Origin of the sequence: Acetobacter sp. (assembly GCF_047721705.1) — a bacterium.
In the GTDB taxonomy this organism is placed as follows: domain Bacteria; phylum Pseudomonadota; class Alphaproteobacteria; order Acetobacterales; family Acetobacteraceae; genus Acetobacter.
Window position 1 is genome coordinate 1 of record NZ_JBDNXK010000063.1, and the last position, 19673, is coordinate 19673.

Here is a 19673-nt window from a genome sequence, read left to right on the forward strand (position 1 = left end):
GGGATAGGGGGTGGGCGGCAAAAAACTTAACCATATGGTCGAATTATCGTTGCGAATCCGGATCAAAAAACTATATTTGTGCGGTATCGATTCATTTTCACGTTTCGTCGCTGGAGCAGGAAAAAATATGGTCCGCAAACGCCTTTCAGTTTTCCATTTTCTTCTTGCCAGCACGATTTGTGGAGCTTCCACGTTAACTGAGGAAGCAGTTGCGCGGGATGCCTCTTCTTCGACGAAGTCAGTCAAAAAGGCCGCTGGTAGTCCCGCGGTAAAAAAGCCTGCTGTTTCCAGACCTCATGCAGTCAAGGCGAGCGGCGGTGGAGAGGAAATTCATGTGGCAGGCCGTGCGGCTTCAGCGCAGGGGGTGACGGGGCGGGAGCCCGGCGGCGGCCTCATGCGTCTCGAAACGCGCGCTGGAACCATCCAGTCTGTGACACGTGATTTTATTGCCAAGCAGCCACCGTCCGCCAACCCCGTGCAGGTTCTGTCGTTGACACCTAGTGCCTTTGTCACGTTGACAGAGCCCTATGGTATTGCGGGCGGCAATCTGACCTTGCGTGGACTGCCCGGTGACCATGTCGGCTGGATTTATAACGGTGCGCCCGTCAATGACGTGGGCGATGGCGGTTTTTATGCAAACCAGACATCGGATGGTGATAACCTGAAGTCCGTCTCTCTTATGCCCGGATCAGTCGATATTGATACTCCCAGCATTTCTGCTGCAGCTGGTAGTGCTTATGCCGAGTTGATCGATCCGTCCCATCGGCGAGGCGGTTTTGTCGATTTTTCCTACGGTTCCTACAATATGCACCGGGAATTCGTGCGTCTGGAAAGCGGCGATATCGGGAATACCGGAGTGCGTGCTTTTGCGTCATTCTCAAATACAGCGACGGATAACTGGCGTGGTCCCGGAAAATTCACCCGCAAGCATGTCGATTTCAAACTGATCAAGGATTTTACGCCGGAAAGCCGCTGGACAATCAATGCCAGCTACAACACCAACCAGTTGCAGCTTGATATGTATCCCACGAAAGATCAGTTCGCGGAGTATGGCAAGCATCTGGATTATAAGTCCCGTTTCGACAAAAATGATCGTACGAACTACTATAAGTATGGTCTGGATGCTTTCCAGAACCTTATTGCGTCCGCGCCTCTCTCCCTGAAACTGGCGGATGGTCTGCGGTTTGATGATACGCCTTATCTCTGGTGGGGGTCAGGCACCATTGGTGGTGTGAGCACGGTCGAAGATGGACAAACCTATTCGGGCAACCAGCCGGTAGACGTGGATGTTGCCAACGGCACAACCGTCTATTCACCACTCTATTTCAGTTACCACCGCACGGGTAACAACGCCAAGGTAACGTGGACCAAAGGGATCAATACGCTGACCTTTGGGTGGTGGTATGAATGGTCGCGTACCAACCAGTCCACACCAGTTTCCTACATCAACCAGAACGATGGTGGCCCTGCCAACATTTACGGTGATTATGGGCCGAACATCTACCGCACAGTGAATGGAAAGAAGTGGTATCTGAACGATCATAACACGTTCACCCAGGTCAACATGCTTTACTTGGGTGATAAGGTAAAGCTGTTGCAGGACAAGCTGGAATTGCAGGCGGGCGTGCGTCTGGCGATGGTCAATCGTAAGGTTGACAGTTATGTGCCCAACCTTGTCCAGCATCGCGGGCAGAATGTTTTCGAGCCACTGCCGCAATTCAGTGCCAGCTACACATTCAATCGCCATCATCAGCTCTATGTGCGGGGAGCGACCAACTTCAAGATGCCAAACAACAACACAATGTTCGAGCTGTATAATGTGGATGGCTCAATGTCGACGGCGCCATCTGACAATGTGAAACCGGAATATGCCATCAATGAAGAGATAGGTTATCGCTATCATGATGACATGTTCGTCGGCGATATTTCTTTCTTCAATTACAACTTTACGAATCGCCAGATGACGGTCCTGAGCTATTTCGGTAGCGCGCCAATGGCGACGACGATGAACGTCGGCAATCAGACGTCACGTGGCGTTGATGTACAGCTTGCCACGCGTCCCATCTTTGGTCATTTCCGTCCTTATATCAGCTTCGAATATCTCGACGCGACCACGGATACGAATATCCATTATCTTGGTGACTATCTTCAGACTAAGGGAAAACGGCCTGCTCAGACTCCGCATGAAATGGGTGGTCTCGGTGTGGACTGGGACAACGGCCACCTGTTCCTCAACCTCAACCTGAAATATGTCGGCTCTCAGTATGCGACGCTCGTCAATGACGAGAAACTGCATCCATATATTACGGACACGCTGACAGTCGGCTATCGATTCTCGAATGTCTGGCGCCTGCGTTCGCCACAGATTCAGCTCAACTTCCAGAATCTGGCCGGTTCGCTCTATCGGAACGGGGTCTATTCCATGTCTCCGTTCGCCCATGCGACAACGGGTGTGCATGGCACCCAGTTCGCTGCGGGTTCGGCGCCGACCTATACACTGTCGCCCCCGTTCACGGTTTCTTTTTCAATGTCCACCGGTTTCTGATTTCCTGTCAGATCCCGGAAAAAGGCCCGTCAGTGGAAGCTGGCGGGCCTTTTTTCTGTCTGACGAAAAAGTTGACTAAATGGTCAGAAAAAATGTTGCGGACACGCATCAAATGCGCCACGATCATTTCGAACAGGAATCTTATTGGAAAGTTTGCCAATGCCCACCCCCGACATAGCAAGCAGCCGCCTGACAGAGCTTGAGCTCAATCACAATTTCTCCGATGCGCATCCGCCGCTTACCCATGAGCAGGCGCTGGTGGAGGCTGAGCGCTGCTTCTATTGTTATGATGCACCGTGCATCGAAGCCTGTCCCACCAGTATCGACATTCCCCGTTTCATTCGGGCGATTGCGACGGGCAACATGCAGGGATCGGCACGCACGATTCTGGATTCCAACATTCTCGGCGGCTCCTGCGCCCGGGTTTGCCCGACAGAAATTCTGTGTGAGCAGAAATGTGTACACAACACGCTCGAAGAAGGACGTCCGGTCAGGATCGGCCAGTTGCAGCGCCACGCGACCGACTGGCAGATGGAGCATGGGGGGCAGCCTTTCCGTCGTCAGCCAGAGACAGGCCGACGTGTGGCGATTGTCGGGGCGGGGCCCGCGGGTCTGGCGTGCGCTCATCGCCTTGCGATGTATGGTCATGACGTGGTGCTGTATGATCGTCATGTGAAAGCGGGTGGTCTGAATGAATATGGCGTTGCAGCCTACAAGCTTTCAGATGACTTCGCGCAGAAAGAGGTGGATTTCCTTCTTGCTATCGGTGGGATTTCGGTCGTCGGTGGCAAGACGCTGGGGGTCGACTTCAGTGTCGGAGAACTGAAGAGCGACTATGACGCCGTGTTCCTCTCAATTGGTCTCACCGGTGTTCGGCAGTTGGAAATGGAAGGGGAGACGCTCGAAGGTGTGCAAGACGCGGTCTCCTTCATCGAAACGCTGCGGTCGATGCCGAAAACCGATGTGCCTGTTGGACGGCGTGTCGTCGTGATCGGTGGCGGCAACACTGCCGTCGACGCTGCCGTGCAGGCGCGGCGTCTGGGAGCGGAAGAGGTGACGCTGGTTTATCGCCGTGGTGCGGAAAACATGTCGGCGACAGCGGTCGAGCGGGAATGGGCGCAGACGAACGGTGTCACCGTGCGGCTGTGGTCGTCCCCTGTGGCCATCGTGCAGGAGGAAGGCGCGCTTGCCGGAGTGGAGTTCGCGCGGGGTTCCCTGAATGAGTCCGGTAAGCCTGTCTATAATGCAGACGACAGGTTCTTTATTCCAGCGGATATGGTGCTGAAAGCTGTCGGGCAGATCTTCTGTCATGACCAGATCAGCGGCGAAGAAATTGCGATAGAGAACGGACGTATCATGGTGGATGCTGATTATCGCACCAGCATGAAGGGCGTTTACGCTGGTGGAGACTGCACGCCGGGCGAAGACCTGACGGTCGCGGCAGTGCGGGACGGACGGGATGCGGCGGAAGCCATCAATGCTGCTCTTTCGAGCGCGGCATAAGAGAGAGGAACGGGAATATGGCTGACCTGACAACAGTTTTCGCGGGCATTCGCTCTCCCAATCCTTTCTGGCTCGCCTCCGCGCCGCCGACGGACAAGGAATACAACGTCCGTCGCGCTTTTGAGGCAGGCTGGGGTGGTGTGGTTTGGAAGACGCTTGGTGAAGATCCACCAGTCGTGAACGTGAGTTCGCGTTATGGGTCGCTGGACTTCAACGGCGCACGCATGATCGGCCTGAACAATATCGAGCTGATTTCCGATCGTCTGCTTGCGACCAATATCGCGGAAATAAAGGCGGTAAAAAGGGATTATCCGGACCGTGCTGTCATCGTCAGCCTGATGGTGCCGTGTGAGGAGGATAAATGGAAAGCCATCCTTCCAATCGTTGAAGAAACGGGCGCTGACGGTATCGAGCTGAATTTTGGCTGTCCGCACGGCATGTCCGAGCGAAATATGGGCGCTGCCGTAGGGCAGGTGCCTGAATATGTGGAAATGGTCACCCGCTGGTGCAAGCAGAACACCCGTATGCCGGTGATTGTGAAACTGACGCCCAACATCACCAATATTCTCATGCCTGCGCGTGCGGCCAAGCGTGGTGGTGCGGATGCGGTCTCGCTTATCAACACCATTCAGTCCGTGATCGGCGTTGATCTGGACCAGATGGCCCCTATGCCGGTTGTCGGCGGTAAGGGCACGCACGGTGGGTATTGCGGACCAGCAGTGAAGCCGATTGCGCTGCGCATGATCGGCGAAATTGCGCGTGATCCTGAGATGGCTGGCATGCCGATTTCAGGAATTGGTGGTATCGGCTCCTGGCGTGATGCTGCCGAATTTCTGGCGATGGGATCGACAACGCTTCAGGTCTGCACAGCGGCGATGCATTACGGTTTCCGCATTGTCGAGGACATGGCGGACGGTCTTTCCGCATGGATGGACCAGAAGGGGTATAGCTCGATCGACGATGTTTCCGGGCGTGCACTCAAGCAGTTTGTGCCGTGGAATCAGTTGAACATGAAGTTCAAAACGATTGCGCACATTGATCAGGATGCCTGCGTCAGTTGCGGCCTGTGCCACATTGCCTGTGAAGACACGTCCCATCAGGCGATTGCCAAAACGCGTGTTGGTGACGAACGGCATTACGAAGTGATCGAAGAGGAATGCGTGGGGTGTAATCTGTGCGCCCATGTCTGCCCGATTGATAACTGTATCACCATGGAACCGCAGCCTGTCGAAGGGCATCTGACATGGCCGGAACATCCCAATAATCCGCATCGTGTCATGGCGTAACGGCCTGTTTCCCGATTTTATCTGAACAAGGAGAAAGTGCGTGTCCCAGACAGTCAAAGGCAGCAATCTCAAGGTTGATGGTAACACCCTCTGGGGGGACCTGATGGAAACGGCCCAGTATGGTGGCACGCCGAAGGGAGGCATCCGCCGTCTGACCCTTACGGATGAAGACCGTCAGGTGCGTGACTGGTTCGTGCGCACCTGCACCGATCTGGGTTGCGAAGTGTCCTTTGACTCCATGGGCAATCTCTTCGCCCGTCGTCCGGGGCAGGACAATGCGCTGCCTCCCATCACGATGGGCAGCCATCTGGATACGCAGCCGACGGGTGGCAAGTTCGACGGTATTCTGGGCGTGCTCGGCGGCCTGTCCGTGCTCCGTGCGCTGCATAATTCCGGTTACACGACACGTCACCCCATTGAGGTCATCAACTGGACCAATGAGGAAGGCTCGCGCTTTTCACCGCCGATGATGTGTTCAGGTGTATTCGCTGGCATTTTTACGGAAGCGGAAGTGCTGGACAAGCGGGATCGCGCCGGTATCCGTTTCGGCGATGAACTGGACACGATCGGTTATCGCGGCAAGGAACCCTGCGGTCAGCACCCGATCTCGGCGTATTTTGAACTGCATATCGAGCAGGGGCCGATTCTGGAGGCCGAGGACAAGACGATCGGTATCGTCACCGGCATTCAGGGTGCGCGCTGGTACGAGGTGACGGTGCGCGGTAAGGACGCCCATGCGGGCTCAACGCCGATGCCGCTGCGTCATGACGCGCTGGTCGCGTCCGCCGGGATGATCATGGCGGTCAGTGAAGTGGCGAAGGCGCATGGTCCCAGCGCGGTGGGGACGGTCGGTCTCATCGAAAATCGTCCCAACAGCAGCAATGTCGTGCCGGGTGAGGTGTTCTTCACCATTGATATCCGCGATCCGGATGATGCTGTGGTGTTGCAGATGGAGCAGGAGCTACGCGGGAAGCTGGAGAAAATCGCCCAGGACAACAGCGTCGAGCTTGAGATCGTGCAGATCTGGGACGCGCCAGCGGTTCACTTCGATGCAGCGTGTGTCGGCATGGTGGAAGAGGCGGCAACGGAACGTGGCTACAGTGCGCGTCGGATTGTTTCCGGCCCCGGCCATGATGCTGGTTATGTCGCTAAGGTCGCGCCGACGGCGATGATCTTTGTGCCCTGCAAGGATGGTCTCAGTCACAATGAGGAGGAGAGCATCCTGCAACAGGATGCAGAGATGGGCGCGAACGTGCTGCTGGCGGCCGTGCTCAAGGCGGACCAGACGTTCGACCGTTAGGACTGAGCACTCTTAGTCTTTTGATAAGGGCCGGAAGGAGGGGCGAAAGCCATCCTGTTCCGGCCCTTTCTGCTATAAGGCACAGGAAACCGACGTTTTGACCGGGCAGGGGGCTTGCATCCCGCGCCGGTGTGAGAGATCACGCAAGGTAACGACCGCTTCCGGTCATCATTCCGTCTACAGGAACGAAAGCCGCACCATGCGCCTGTCACGCAGTTTTCTGCCTACCCTCAAGGAAACCCCGTCCGACGCCCAGATCGTGTCGCACAGGCTCATGCTCCGTGCCGGTCTCGTCCGGCAGACGGCTTCGGGCATCTACACCTGGCTCCCGGCAGGCCTGAAGGTTCTGCGCAACATCGCCAACATCGTGCGCGAGGAGCAGGATCGTGTCGGCGCGCAGGAAGTGCTCATGGCGACCATCCAGTCCGCCGAACTGTGGAAGCGCTCAGGCCGCTATGACGCTTACGGCCCGGAGATGCTGCGCATTACGGACCGTCACGAGCGCGAACTGCTCTATGGACCGACCAACGAGGAAGTCATCACCGACGTCGTCGGGCAGGAGCTGAAATCCTACAAGGAACTTCCGCAGATACTCTATCAGATCCAGTGGAAGTTCCGCGACGAGATCCGTCCCCGTTTCGGTGTGATGCGTGGTCGCGAGTTCTACATGAAAGACGGCTACAGCTTCGATATCGATTACAAGGGTGCTGTCGACAGCTATCGCCGTATGATGCTGTCCTACCTGCGCACTTTCCAGCGCCTCGGCGTCCGCGCCGTGCCGATGGTGGCCGATACAGGGCCGATTGGTGGCGATCTGAGCCACGAGTTCCTGATCCTTGCGCCGACGGGCGAGAGCGGCGTGTTCTATGACGGTGCACTCGACACGCTCGACTGGCTGGCCGATCCGGTGGACGTGGACAAGTCGGAAGACCTTGAGAAGTTCTTTAACAACGTTTCGTCCTATTACGCTGCCACAGACGAGAAGCACGACGAGAAGGCATGGGAATCCGTGCCTGCTGAGCGTCGTCGGGAAGGGCGCGGCATCGAGGTTGCGCACATCTTCTATTTCGGTACGAAATACACCAAGTCGATGGATATCACCGTCGCTGGTCCGGACGGCACGCCGGTTTATCCGGAAATGGGGTCCTACGGCATCGGCGTGTCGCGTCTGGTCGGCGCGATCATCGAGGCCAGCCATGACGAAGCGGGCATTATCTGGCCTGACAGTGTCGCGCCGTTCAAGGCTGCGATTCTGAACCTGAAAGTAGGTGACGAGACCTGCGATACGCTGTGCGAGACGCTTTACAACAAGGCGCCCGAGCAGTTCCTCTACGATGACCGTTCCGATCGTGCTGGCGCCAAGTTCGCCGATGCTGACCTGATGGGGCATCCGTGGCAGATCATCGTCGGTCCGCGTGGGGCGAAGGAAGGCAAGGTCGAACTGAAGCGTCGTGCCACAGGTGAGCGTCTCGAACTGACCGTGGACGAAGCTCTGGCGAAAGTCCTTGGCGCCTGATGTTCGGCTCCTTCGAGCGCGCCGTCGCGGGGCGGTATCTGCGGGCGAGAAAAGGTGAGCGCTTTGTCTCGGTGATCGCCATCTTCTCGCTGGTGGGCATCTCGCTCGGTGTGGCGACCCTCATCATCGTCATGGCGGTGATGAACGGGTTCCGCTCCGACTTGATGGGACGCATCCTCGGTCTGAATGGTGATCTCTCACTCTACAGCGCCAACGTCACGCGCTCGATTACGGACTATGATTCGATTGCTGATGAGGTCAGGAAAGTTCCGGGCGTCGTCAGCGCCACACCGTTGCTGGAGGGGCAGGTGCTCCTCAGTGTCGGCAACTACAGTTCCGGCGGTGTCGTGCATGGCATGACGAAGCAGGGGCTGATGGATCTTAAGGAAGTCAGTTCGTCGATTATCGTTGGCTCCCTCGACGATTTTCAGGGTGATGATGCGATTGCTGTCGGTGTCACGCTGGCGGATCGCTCGGGCCTGACCATTGGTTCCAAGATCACGCTGGTTTCGCCCAACGGTGCTGCCACCGCGTTTGGCACAGTGCCACGCGTGCGGGCCTACAAGGTGGTGGCGATCTTCGATGCGGGCGTGAACGATTATAACGCGGGCTATGTTTTCCTCCCGCTTGCAGCCGCACAGGTCTATTTCCAGCAGCCGCATGCTGTGACCCAGATTCAGGTCATGACGACCGACGCTGAAAACGTGCAGCCGGTAACGCAGGCCATCACCCAGACGCTGGCTGATCCGCGCATTCGTGTGATCGACTGGACACGCAGCAACAACGCGTTCTTCGGTGCGGTACAGGTCGAGCAGAACGTCATGTTCCTGATCCTGACACTGATTATTCTTGTTGCCGCTTTCAACGTGGTTTCGTCCCTCATCATGATGGTGAAGGACAAGACCGCCGATATCGCCGTGTTGCGCACGCTCGGCGCGACACGCGGCGCGATCATGCGCATCTTCCTGATGTGCGGCGCATCCGTAGGGGTGACCGGCACAGTCCTCGGCACGGTTCTAGGCGTTCTGTTCTGCGAAAACATCGAGCGCATCCGTCAGCTTTTGCAGAAGCTGACCGGCACGAACCTGTTCAACCCGGAGGTCTATTACCTCGAACATCTTCCGGCGAAGCTGGTTTGGGGGCAGGTGATCGAGATTATCCTCATGGCGCTTGGTCTGTCGCTGCTGGCGACCCTCTATCCGTCATGGCGGGCGGCGAAGACCGATCCGGTGGAGGCGCTGCGTCATGGGTGAGATCGTTCTGGCCCTACGCGATATCACGCGCTCCTATGTCAGCGGCGACGAGACATTGCATGTCCTGCGCGGCGTGAATTTTGAACTGCGGGCTGGTGAGACGGTGGCGCTGGTTGCCCCTTCTGGCACTGGCAAGTCCACGCTGCTGCATATCGCGGGATTGCTGGATCATCCGGATGGAGGTGTGATCGAGATCGCCGGGCGTGATGCAAGCCGTCTGCCGGACAGGGATCAGACGGCTATTCGCTGCTCGGAAATCGGCTTTGTCTATCAGTTTCATCATCTGCTCGCCGAGTTTACTGCTCGTGAAAATGTGGCCCTGCCGCAGATGATTGCGGGAACGAAGCCCGCTGCTTCCCGTCGTCGCGCGGAGGAACTGCTGGGCCTCTTCGGGCTAAGCCACCGGCTGAACCATCTTCCCGGCAAGCTGTCTGGTGGTGAACAGCAGCGTGTCGCCATTGCCCGCGCACTCGCCAATGCACCGTCCGTTCTTCTGGCTGACGAGCCGACCGGAAACCTTGATGTCTCGACAGCAGATATTGTGTTCGAGGAGCTGCTCCGTGTGGTGCGTGGCTCCGGTGTGGGAGCGCTGATTGCGACCCATAATGAGGAACTGGCGGCCCGGATGGATCGGGTGGTGACGTTGCGGGATGGGATACTGGTGGAAGAGGGCTGGTGAGGCGCGTTTCATCACAGTCAACGCCGTAATTGGACCTATGCCTGATCGTCGGCAACAGTAGGTTCATAGCCACCATTCACATGTTTCTCGCGTCCATTCAGCGCAGGATTGAACACACATACGAGCCGGAGTGATCCGTGTGTCGCACGAACGATGTGGGCGTCGTGGTGGTTCAGGGCGTAAAGTGATCCCGGCTTCAGGGGGTGGGTTTTTCCCGAGGCTACTTCCACCACTTCCCCCTGTCCTTCGATACAGAAATTGGCTTCAAGGTGATGGTGATATTGCAGGGTAAGTTCCTGCCCTTCATGCACGATTGTTTCATGCAGGGAAAAGCCCATCTTGTCGTGAGCCATCAAGAGCCGCGTGCTTTCCCAGCCAGTCCCGCTTGCATGACGCTCGGTATCTTTCAGTTCTGATACTGATCTTATAATCATGGTGATATCCTTTCTGGAGAGACCAAGCCGTTATTCTGTGGTTGGAATTATCCTGTTATCCGCGCAGCAAATGCTAAATGTACAGCAAATCCCATGAGGAGTGCAGCAAAAGAGGACTGTTGTATCCTATAGATTTTGGGATGGAGTTTCAGCCATTCTCCCATTGAAGTCCCCACGCACGAATAAAATACATCGAAAGCTGCACCGATCAGAACCAGAATTGTTCCTAACATGAAAAATTGCCAGCCAGCGCTGTAGGAAGGCACAATAAACTGCGGCAAGAGAACGGAACAGAAAAGTAACGATTTCGGATTGGTGACGTTTGTGACAAGCCCGCGTCGGATAGCCTTGAAGTAACCAGTCGTTTTATCATGTGCTAGGTGAACGGAAGGCAAAGGACAGTCTCGGGCTGAAAGCAGGATCTGAATGCTGAGCCAGATAAGGTAAATCGCGCCGATATATCGGATGATATCAAATAACCACGGCGACGTCCGTAGCAGCGTCGCCAGACCACATCCCGCTGCGGAGACATGAATTGTCCGTGCCAGAGCCAGTCCGGCGGCTGTGGCGAGAGCATGTTTCCGGCCGTCGGTTCCACCTGTGCGCAACAGCAGAATCATATCTGCGCCCGGCACAAGATAAGCGATCACCAGTGCGCCTGCATAAATTCCAATATCGGGCATCACGCTCTCCTTATGAAAGGAAGATTACGCGTGGTGATGGACGCATGTCCTTGCGAATATACCTTTTTTGTTGGAGTATTTTGGCATAATAATGCGCAATATCCATTGATATGGAGAGATCATGCCAAAAGTATATTTGGACGCCATTGATCAGCGCATTCTGGCAGCGCTTCAACTCAATGGTCGGCTTTCAAATGTGGATCTGGCAGCAAAGGTGGGGCTTTCTCCATCGCCTTGTCTGCGGCGTGTGCGTTTTCTGGAGGAAATGGGCCTTATTTCCGGTTATCGTGCTACGCTGGAGCGCGAGAATATCGGGTTGGGTCTCACCGTATTTGTTGGGATAAAAGTGGAACGCCACGACGATGGTGTGGCAACGAATTTCCAGTCATCCATACAGAATCTTCCTGAAGTGACCTCCTGTTATCTGGTTTCGGGTGAATCCGACTATCTGCTGGAAATTGTTGTGCCCGATCTCGCCGGATATCAGAAATTCCTTACAGACACTTTGCTGAAATTGCCGAATGTGCGTGATATCAGGAGTAATTTTGCCATTCAGAAAATAAAGGCTGCGTCACCGCTTCCTCTTGATCATCTACGTGATTGTGATTCAGATCACCAAAGATAGCTGGGTTTTTAGCAGTGTAATAAAATAAACGGCTCCCGCTGCGATCATACATTCCTCCGTTCCAAACTAAACTTTACCTTTTTCATATTTCGCTCTGTCCACAAGATTGTTCTGATGCAATAACAAAATTATCTTTCACGGATCAGCAGGGACGGTCATGACATCGCATGCACGGGTTCGGGCGGAGACGCGCAGGCAGTTTCTGACGCGCATTGGCGCCGCGGCGGGGAGTGTCGCGCTTTATCAGGCCATGACGAGTCTGGGTCATGCTCAAGGGACTGATTTTGCCGGTCCCCCCGTGCTGGATGGGGCGAAGCGCGGTACGCGGGTCGTAGTGCTGGGCGCCGGACTCGCGGGAATGCTGGCAGCGTATGAACTGCGGAAAGCGGGCTATGCCGTTACGATTCTCGAATTCCAGAACCGCAGCGGCGGTCGCAACATCACATTACGCGGAGGCGATACCGTCACGGAGATGGGCGGCGCAACGCAGAAAGTTGCGTTTTCCACCGGAAATTACCTGAATCCCGGTCCCTGGCGCATTCCCTATCATCATCAGGGGTTGCTGCATTACTGCCGGGCGTTCGGTGTGCAGCTCGAACCGTTTATTGAGGTCAATCACAATAGCTGGCTGCATTCGACAGGCCAGTTTGGCGGCAAAGCCATTCGCTATCGGGAGTTCAACAGCGATTTCAATGGTTTTACGGCGGAATTGCTGGCGAAGGCGGTAGATCAGCACAAGCTGGATGATCTTCTGACACTTGATGAGCGCGCGCATGTGCGTGACGCCATGAGCGGGTGGGGCGGCCTGAACCGCAATCTCCGTTATGAAAAAGGCGTGACCAGTTCACTGCGGCGAGGCTTCGGAAAAGCGCGGGGCGGGGGGCTGAGTGGTATTCCCGAGCCTTCCGGGCTGCTCGATCGGGGCGATGTCTGGAAGTCCGGTTTCTGGAACTGGCTGGCGTTTCATGAGACGTTGGACATGCAGACAACGATGTTCCAGCCAGTTGGTGGAATGGACCAGATCGGCAAGGCGTTTACCCAGCAGGTGAAGGATCTGATCCGACTCAACTGCAAGGTGACAGCTATTCACCAGAGCGATAAGGGCGTCACGGTCACTTACAACGACATGGCGCGGGGCGGTGCAACCCAACAAGCCGAGGCGGATTTCTGTGTCTGCACCATTCCGCTGTCCATACTCTCGCAACTCGATGTACAGGTCAGCGACGATCTCAAGGCCGCGATCGGCGCGGTGCCGTATGCTTCTTCCGTGAAGGTCGGTCTGGAGTTTCGTCGACGCTTCTGGGAAGAGGACGAGCAAATCTATGGCGGCATCAGCTTCACCGACCAGCCGATCGGGCAGATTTCCTATCCCAGCCACGGCGCGTTCAGCAAAGGGCCGGCGGTTCTGCTGGGTGGTTATATGTTCGGACCGCCTGCCTATGACTTCGCGGGCATGACGCCGCAGGAACGTATCGAGCAGGCGCTGGCTCAGGGTGCAGCCATTCATCCGCAATATCGCAAGGAGTTTCTCAACGGCGTGAGTTTCGCATGGAGCCGGGTGCCGTGGACCATCGGCTGCTGCTCCATGTGGAGCGAGGAAGCGCGCAAGATGCACTACAAGACGCTCTGCACGATGGATCGGCGCATCGTGCTGGCGGGCGAACACGCCTCCTATATCGGGTGCTGGCAGGAAGGTGCGATTCTTTCGTCGCTCGATGCGGTGACCCAGTTGCACAAACGGGCAAAGGGAGCCGCATGATGCGTGGGTTTCTTCTCGCAGCTTTCGCTGGGCTTTGTCTGGTGGTGGGTGTGGCGCAGGCCGATACATCAGGTGTCTTTTCCAGTGCGGGATCGGCGGAAGAGCTGAGCAGCGGCGAAGCGATTTACCGGCATGTGTGTCAGGGCTGTCATATGGCGGATGGGCGTGGCGGCACCGGGGCTGGCGCGAACATTCCGGCGCTGGCCAAAAATTCCCATCTCCAGAGCCCGTATTATCCGGCGTCCATCGTCCTGCATGGTTACGGCGCGATGCCTTGGTTTTCCGGTATGCTGGATGACAGACAGACGGCGGATGTTGTGAATTATATCCGCAGCCATTTCGGCAATAAATATACCGATGTGCTCAAGCCGCAGGACATCACGCCGATGCGTCCCGTCATCACGGAAGAGGAAGATTAGAATGAGCCATTATACGCGCAGGACCGCTTTCTGCCTTCTGGCGGCGATGGGATTGATGAGTAGCGTGGAAAGCCACGCCGCACCGAGCAGTGTCATTCGCTATCCGGTGCCGGATTTCCCCATTGCCTCGGCTGTCGAAGTGCCTGCCGGTTACGCGACAGTCTATCTCAGCGGCATGGGCGCCCCCGTGCGCGACTCCCATGCGCCCGCCCACAGCATTGCCGCCTATGGCGACATGGAAGACCAGACAACGGCGTCTCTCCAGCGTATCAGCGACCAGCTTGGTAAGATGGGACTGGGGATGGGCGATGTTGTGCAGATGCATATTTACATGGTGCCCGATCCAGCGACGAAGAAGCTGGATTTTGAAGGCATGATGCGGGGTTATCGCCGGTTCTTCGGGACTGCCGGGCAGCCTCAGTTGCCTGTTCGCTCAGCGTTCGCGGTGGCGCAGCTTGCCAATCCGGGATGGCTCATTGAGATTGAAGTGGTGGCGGCCCGTCCTCCTGCCAAATAGGGTGGTATGAGGGTGGCGCAATCCCATGATTGCGCCCCTGCCATCGTGCGTTAGACTGGCGGCAGATGTCCGTCACGCTCCCCTCTCCCCATGAAGCGCCTGCACTCGTCGCCGGTCATGGCTTCTTTTCGTGCCTCACTGCTGATGGCGAACTGCTGACGGTCAACCGGACGCGGGCGCGGCAGTTCATTCAGGAAGAATCGCCGCCGCTGGTCGTGCATGCGCCCGCCACGGCCCGGATGCTGGGCCTATCGCCACCTGGCCAGCCCGCGCCCTGGTTCGACCTGCTGGAACTGTTTGCGTTCGTGCACCCAGCCCGGGCTGTCGCCCCGACGCCGCGTGGACTGGCCATTGCTTTGGGGTTGGGCGATCTGAATGGGCGCAGAGTGGAAGCGGACACGCTGCCGGATCTCGCGGCGCGATTGTTGGCAGATTTGCGGACGCAGCGGAACGGCCCCGATCAGGCGTTTCTCGCCGCATTGGCCACGCGCCTGAGGCAGGCGGGATGGATCTGGAGTGGCGCTGTTCTCGAAGCGCTTGGTGTGGAAGCGCCTCCATCGCGTGACGCCATGCAGCCCGGCGAAGCGCTGCGAATCTGGAATGTGTTGCCGAAATGGGAGGATGGCGCGCCACGCTCTCCACCGGCGGCCAATCCGGTTACGCCAGCCGAAGCACGGGCGCGGCTTAGCGAGATTCTTGGCCCAGAAGCGGAAGTGCGTGTCGGGCAGGCGGATTTCGCTGACGTTGCTACTCATGCGTTCGCGCCGCGTGAAGGGGCAGGCTTCCCCAATGTCGTGCTGGCTGAGGCGGGGACGGGAACGGGTAAGACGCTGGGCTATATCGCGCCCGCAAGCGTGTGGGCGGAACGTAATGGTGGCACCGTATGGGTGAGCACCTACACACGTCACCTTCAGCGCCAGATTGAGGCAGAAACGGCCCGCTTGCATCCCGACCCCGCAGTGCGTCGCAATCGGGTGGTGGTGCGGAAGGGGCGCGAAAACTATCTCTGCCTGCTCAACATGGAAGAAGCCGTCAACATCGCGATGACGCGTGGTCCCGGTCCGATGATCGCGCTGGCGCTGCTCGCCCGCTGGGGCATGGCGACCTCGGAAGGGGACCTGTTCGGGGGCGATCTGCCCGGTTGGTTCGGCGACATTCTCGGTAACGGTGTGCTTTCCGCAACCGCTGATCGGCGCGGCGAATGTATTCACGGGGCGTGCCCGCACTATCAGCGCTGTTTTGTGGAGCATTCCATTCGCCGCGCGCAGGACGCCGATCTGGTGATCGCAAATCACGCACTGGTCATGAGCCAGGCGGCGTGGGCGCAATCGCAGGGACTGCCCGCGCTGGAACAGGGCGACCAGCCTGAGAAAGCGCCCGAAGAAGCTGTGCCCGATGAGGACGGTATCCCGACGCGCTATGTGTTTGACGAGGGGCATCATCTTTCCGATGCGGCCGATGGCGCGTTTGCGCTGGAACTTTCCGGTCTGGAAGCTGCCGAGCTGCGTCGCTGGCTGCTTGGTGCGGAAGGGAGTCGCTCCCGGGCGCGAGGCCTGCGCCGGCGTCTGGATGATCTGGTCGCGAACAATCCGCGTCTCGAAACGCCGCTTGATGCCGCGCTGCTTGCTGCAAAAGCGCTTCCGGCTCCCGGCTGGTCCGGTCGTCTCTGGATCGAACCGCTGGAGACGCCGGAGGCCGCAACTGAAAAGCCTGTTGCGCCGCTGGAGGATGTGACGCTCTCGCTCTTTCCCGCGCCTGAGCCGGTGCAACTCGTGGAACCCGTGATGGACAATCCCACGGAGACGTTCCTGCGGTTGCTGCGTGATCAGGTGCTGGCACGCACGCCCGGCCACGGTCCGGCACGGCGGAATGGCGCAGAATGCGATCTACATCCCATGATTCCGGGTCTTGCCGAGGCGGCTGACACGCTGGCCCGGGCTCTGAGTCGCATTGCAGAACCCCTGCGGGTTCTGGTCATGCGACTGGAGGATAAATTACGCGACGATACGGACAGCCTCGACACGGCCACCCGCGCCCGTATCGAAGCGATGATTCGTGCGCTTCAGCGTCGTGCTATCGGGCGTCTGGATGGATGGGTGTCAATGCTCAGCACGTTCTGCGTTCCGCCCGAAGAAGGGATCGTGCCGCAGTTCATCCGCTTCATCCGCATGGAGAGCCGCGAAGGGCAGCGACGCGGCGAACAGGATGTCGGGTTGCATCAACACTGGCTCGATCCGACTCTTCCTTTTGCTGCCGTGCTTGCCGCGCCGGCCCATGGTCTCCTCATCACGTCCGCAACCCTGCGCGACGAGACGGGAACCGACCATGATGCGGAGGCCGAACGTGTGTGGGAAGCGGCAGAAGCCCGCGTGGGTGCGAGTCATCTTCCGTCCCCCGCGCTCAGGGCCGCTCTGGCGAGCCCGTTCGACTATGCGCGACAGACGCGTGTGTTCATCGTCAACGATGTCGCCCATGATGATATCGAGACGCTCGCGGCGGCCTACAAGGCGCTGTTTCTGGCGTCAGGCGGAGGCGGGCTGGGACTGTTCACGGCCATTGAGCGGCTGCGCGGCGTGCATCGGCATATTGCAGCGCCGTTGGAAGAGGAGGGCATTCCCCTTTACGCCCAGCATGTCGATGCGATGGACAACACGACACTTGTCGATGTGTTCCGCACGGAAACGGATTCCTGCCTTCTGGGCACAGATGCCATGCGGGACGGCGTGGATGTGCCCGGCCATGCGCTGCGTCTCGTGGCCTTCGAGCGTGTGCCGTGGCCGCGTCCGGATATCCTGCATCGGGAGCGGCGCACGCATCTCTCACAGGGGCAGCCGAAACTTTATGATGACCGCATCGCCCGTCTGCGTCTACGGCAGGCTTTTGGGCGGCTTATCCGCGCACGCAATGATCGTGGCGTGTTTGTGCTGCTCGACCGCCGCACGCCGTCCCGACTTCTGAGCGCATTCCCGTCAGGTGTGATTCCCCATCGGTTGGGCATTGCGTCGGCTGTCGAGGAAATCCGGGCATTTTTTGAAGGTAACGCGTGAGTCATCACGCGGGAATACCTTGGCAAGAGCAGAAATCACCATGTCTGGGTCGGTTTTGAAATTTCCACGTTCGCATCCCGATTCAAATCAAAGGCGAGGCTGGCGCGCCGATATCGATGGATTGCGGGCGATTGCTGTTCTGAGTGTGGTTTTTTATCACGTTTTTCCCGCCCTTGTTCCGGGAGGATTTGTCGGGGTCGATGCTTTTTTCGTTATTTCCGGCTTTCTGATTACGGGGCATCTTTTCGACCATTACAATAAAGGCCGAACCAGTCTTCTGGATTTTTATCTCCGTCGAATATGTCGGCTTTTGCCAGCGCTGCTCTGTGTTCTGAGCGGAACATTGATTCTCGGGTTCTTCACGCTTCTACCAGTGGAATTCGCGGGACTGGGGAAAGATGTGAGTGCTGCATCTCTTTTCGTGCCGAATGTTCTACTGTGGCATGAGCAGGGCTATTTCGATCGCGCTGCTGCGCTTAAACCTCTGCTGCATTTATGGTCTCTCGGTGTCGAAGAGCAGTTTTATCTGATCTGGCCGCTGGTTCTGATGGGCATCTGTTGGTTGCGTGCGCGGCGGATGTGGGTATTTACGGGAGTTTTTGTTCTTTCTTTTCTTCTCAGCTATTTTTTTTCCTTCACTGATCCCGAGGCCGGGTTTTATCTGCCGTTCAGTCGTCTGTGGGAATTCCTGCTCGGTGGCGGCGTGGCTTTTTTACAGAATGATAATTTTTCTCGAAGCGGAAAGAAGTTATCGCCGCAATGGCGGACTATGCTTTCAATTGGAGGGGCTCTGGCTTTTGTGCTGGCCCTGACAGGCTTACGCCCCGGACAGTTTTTCCCGGGACCATTTGCTCTTCTGCCCGCTGGTGCAACGGCCATGCTGCTGGCCGCAGGGATGGATGGCGTTGTGAATCGCGGGTTGCTTTCAAGGCGTCCTTTACGTCGGATCGGGTTGAGCAGTTATCCTGTCTATTTATGGCATTGGCCTTTTATAAGCTGGCATCACATTGTTTATGGTCTGGGAAATCTAGGCAACAGAGCCGGTCTGTTTCTTATCGGTGTTTCATTGATGCTGGGGTGGTTGACGTCAGAAATCGTGGAACGGCCTTTCCGTATTCAGCGGCACCGGGCACAAAAAGCGTTAGGCTTGTTGCTGGCTCTCAGTATCCTGTGTGGGGCCGGGTTTGTCGTCTGGCAGCGTCAGGGGTGGCCGGAGCGGTTTGGATCAGCAACGGCTGGTATAAATGTCGGCCGGATAAATCTGGCTGTAAAACAAGGGATATTTTCCAGAACGCCGCATATGAAGGTCCGTAAGGAAAACGGTATCACTATTGCAACCATAGGGAATGCCGGAAGCACCGTCATGCTGACGGGAGACAGTTTGGCATTTCAATGGGGGCCGCGTGTTGAACGGCTTTTTGTCGAAGGGCATTTGAAGCATACGGTTGTCTTTGTTTCTGGTCCTGCCTGTAGTCCATTTTTGAAAAAAGATTATTCATCACAATTCGAATTCTGCAAAGCAATGCCTGATATTCAACGGCAGGTGATACAGAAATACCATGTGGAGACCATCATTGCTGGAGCGGCATGGCCATCTGTTGTCCTTCAGCATTTGAGAGATCAGGATTCTTTCATAAAAGAGATTTCCGAGCAGATCAGGGGTTTTTCTGTTCTTGGAGTAAAGAAGATCTGGCTGATTCTTCCAACGCCGATAGACACGCGTTTTGACCCGGCACGGTTTGTTCAGCGTAGTTTGTGGCGCACAAGCGTAAATGAGGAGGCGATTAGATCTGGCGTGTCGGTAGAGGAATTACGCCGTTCTTCTGAAGATATGAGAAGGATGCTTCGTGCCATTGCGCAACAGGCTGGCGCGGGTGTCATTGATCCTTATCCCGATATTTGTGGGAGTACACCATTGTGTTCTGTTCTAGATGCGGATGGTGAACCGAAATATGCGGATATGAGCCATCTGAGGCCTAATTTTGTGAGGAATAATATACACTTTCTTGATTTTATATTAACTGGTGGTGAAGATAATATTTATAGAAAATAAATTTAAATCAATAATTGACCTGATTGTTAACCATATTTTATTAAACTATGTGAT

Annotated in this window: 16 protein-coding genes; 13 read left to right on the plus strand and 3 right to left on the minus strand. The window is 56.8% G+C overall.

What is annotated here, in order from left to right; translation table 11 throughout:
- On the minus strand, positions 1-246 hold a 246-nt coding region (locus tag ABF824_RS11230), incomplete at its 3' end, for a hypothetical protein (RefSeq protein WP_415489056.1).
- Between ABF824_RS11230 and ABF824_RS11235 the strand changes: the two genes are divergently transcribed.
- From ABF824_RS11235 to ABF824_RS11265, 7 genes are all read left to right on the plus strand, one after another.
- Entirely contained in the window at positions 128-2545 is a 2418-nt protein-coding gene (locus ABF824_RS11235) for a TonB-dependent receptor (protein WP_415489025.1), read from the plus strand. The genes ABF824_RS11230 and ABF824_RS11235 overlap by 119 nt on opposite strands.
- Before the next feature lie 159 nt (positions 2546-2704).
- Positions 2705-4048: an NAD(P)-dependent oxidoreductase gene (locus ABF824_RS11240; RefSeq protein ID WP_415489027.1), complete on the plus strand. Its 1344-nt coding sequence runs from the start codon at positions 2705-2707 to the stop codon at positions 4046-4048.
- Between the two features lie 17 nt (positions 4049-4065).
- Complete coding sequence (gene preA / locus ABF824_RS11245; protein WP_415489029.1) at positions 4066-5334, plus strand: NAD-dependent dihydropyrimidine dehydrogenase subunit PreA; 1269 nt, start codon at positions 4066-4068, stop codon at positions 5332-5334.
- A 40-nt stretch (positions 5335-5374) separates the two neighbouring features.
- On the plus strand, positions 5375-6634 hold the full coding sequence (locus ABF824_RS11250) for a M20 family metallo-hydrolase (RefSeq protein ID WP_415489031.1): 1260 nt from the start codon (positions 5375-5377) through the stop codon (positions 6632-6634).
- A gap of 199 nt (positions 6635-6833) precedes the next feature.
- The gene (gene proS / locus ABF824_RS11255; protein ID WP_415489033.1) at positions 6834-8150 is read left to right on the plus strand and encodes a proline--tRNA ligase; all 1317 of its coding nucleotides are present in this window, start codon (positions 6834-6836) and stop codon (positions 8148-8150) included.
- Complete coding sequence (locus ABF824_RS11260) at positions 8150-9403, plus strand: lipoprotein-releasing ABC transporter permease subunit (RefSeq protein ID WP_415489035.1); 1254 nt, start codon at positions 8150-8152, stop codon at positions 9401-9403. The genes proS and ABF824_RS11260 overlap by 1 nt, the downstream gene beginning before the upstream one ends.
- On the plus strand, positions 9396-10082 hold the full coding sequence (locus ABF824_RS11265; RefSeq protein ID WP_415489037.1) for an ABC transporter ATP-binding protein: 687 nt from the start codon (positions 9396-9398) through the stop codon (positions 10080-10082). The genes ABF824_RS11260 and ABF824_RS11265 overlap by 8 nt, the downstream gene beginning before the upstream one ends.
- Positions 10083-10117: 35 nt before the next feature.
- On the opposite strand, the gene ABF824_RS11270 is transcribed toward ABF824_RS11265, so the two are convergent.
- Positions 10118-10516 carry an ectoine synthase gene (locus ABF824_RS11270; protein ID WP_415489039.1) on the minus strand — a complete coding sequence of 133 codons (399 nt, stop codon included), beginning with the start codon at positions 10514-10516 and terminating at the stop codon, positions 10118-10120.
- A gap of 47 nt (positions 10517-10563) precedes the next feature.
- Positions 10564-11199 (minus strand): LysE family translocator, encoded by a 636-nt coding sequence (locus ABF824_RS11275; RefSeq protein WP_415489041.1) that lies wholly within the window; start codon positions 11197-11199, stop codon positions 10564-10566.
- A 121-nt stretch (positions 11200-11320) separates the two neighbouring features.
- On the opposite strand from ABF824_RS11275, the gene ABF824_RS11280 reads away from it, so the two are divergent.
- From ABF824_RS11280 to ABF824_RS11305, 6 genes are all read left to right on the plus strand, one after another.
- Entirely contained in the window at positions 11321-11824 is a 504-nt protein-coding gene (locus ABF824_RS11280; protein WP_415489043.1) for an Lrp/AsnC family transcriptional regulator, read from the plus strand.
- 157 nt (positions 11825-11981) lie between these two features.
- Positions 11982-13583 (plus strand): flavin monoamine oxidase family protein, encoded by a 1602-nt coding sequence (locus tag ABF824_RS11285; protein WP_415489046.1) that lies wholly within the window; start codon positions 11982-11984, stop codon positions 13581-13583.
- Positions 13580-14002: a c-type cytochrome gene (locus ABF824_RS11290; RefSeq protein WP_415489048.1), complete on the plus strand. Its 423-nt coding sequence runs from the start codon at positions 13580-13582 to the stop codon at positions 14000-14002. Before ABF824_RS11285 ends, ABF824_RS11290 begins: the two co-directional genes overlap by 4 nt.
- 55 nt (positions 14003-14057) lie before the next feature.
- Positions 14058-14519: a RidA family protein gene (locus ABF824_RS11295; protein ID WP_415489054.1), complete on the plus strand. Its 462-nt coding sequence runs from the start codon at positions 14058-14060 to the stop codon at positions 14517-14519.
- Between the two features lie 65 nt (positions 14520-14584).
- Positions 14585-17566, plus strand: a complete 2982-nt coding sequence (locus ABF824_RS11300; protein WP_415489050.1) for an ATP-dependent DNA helicase — start codon at positions 14585-14587, stop codon at positions 17564-17566.
- Entirely contained in the window at positions 17550-19619 is a 2070-nt protein-coding gene (locus ABF824_RS11305) for an acyltransferase family protein (RefSeq protein WP_415489052.1), read from the plus strand. Before ABF824_RS11300 ends, ABF824_RS11305 begins: the two co-directional genes overlap by 17 nt.
- The last annotated feature ends 54 nt before the right edge of the window (positions 19620-19673 follow it).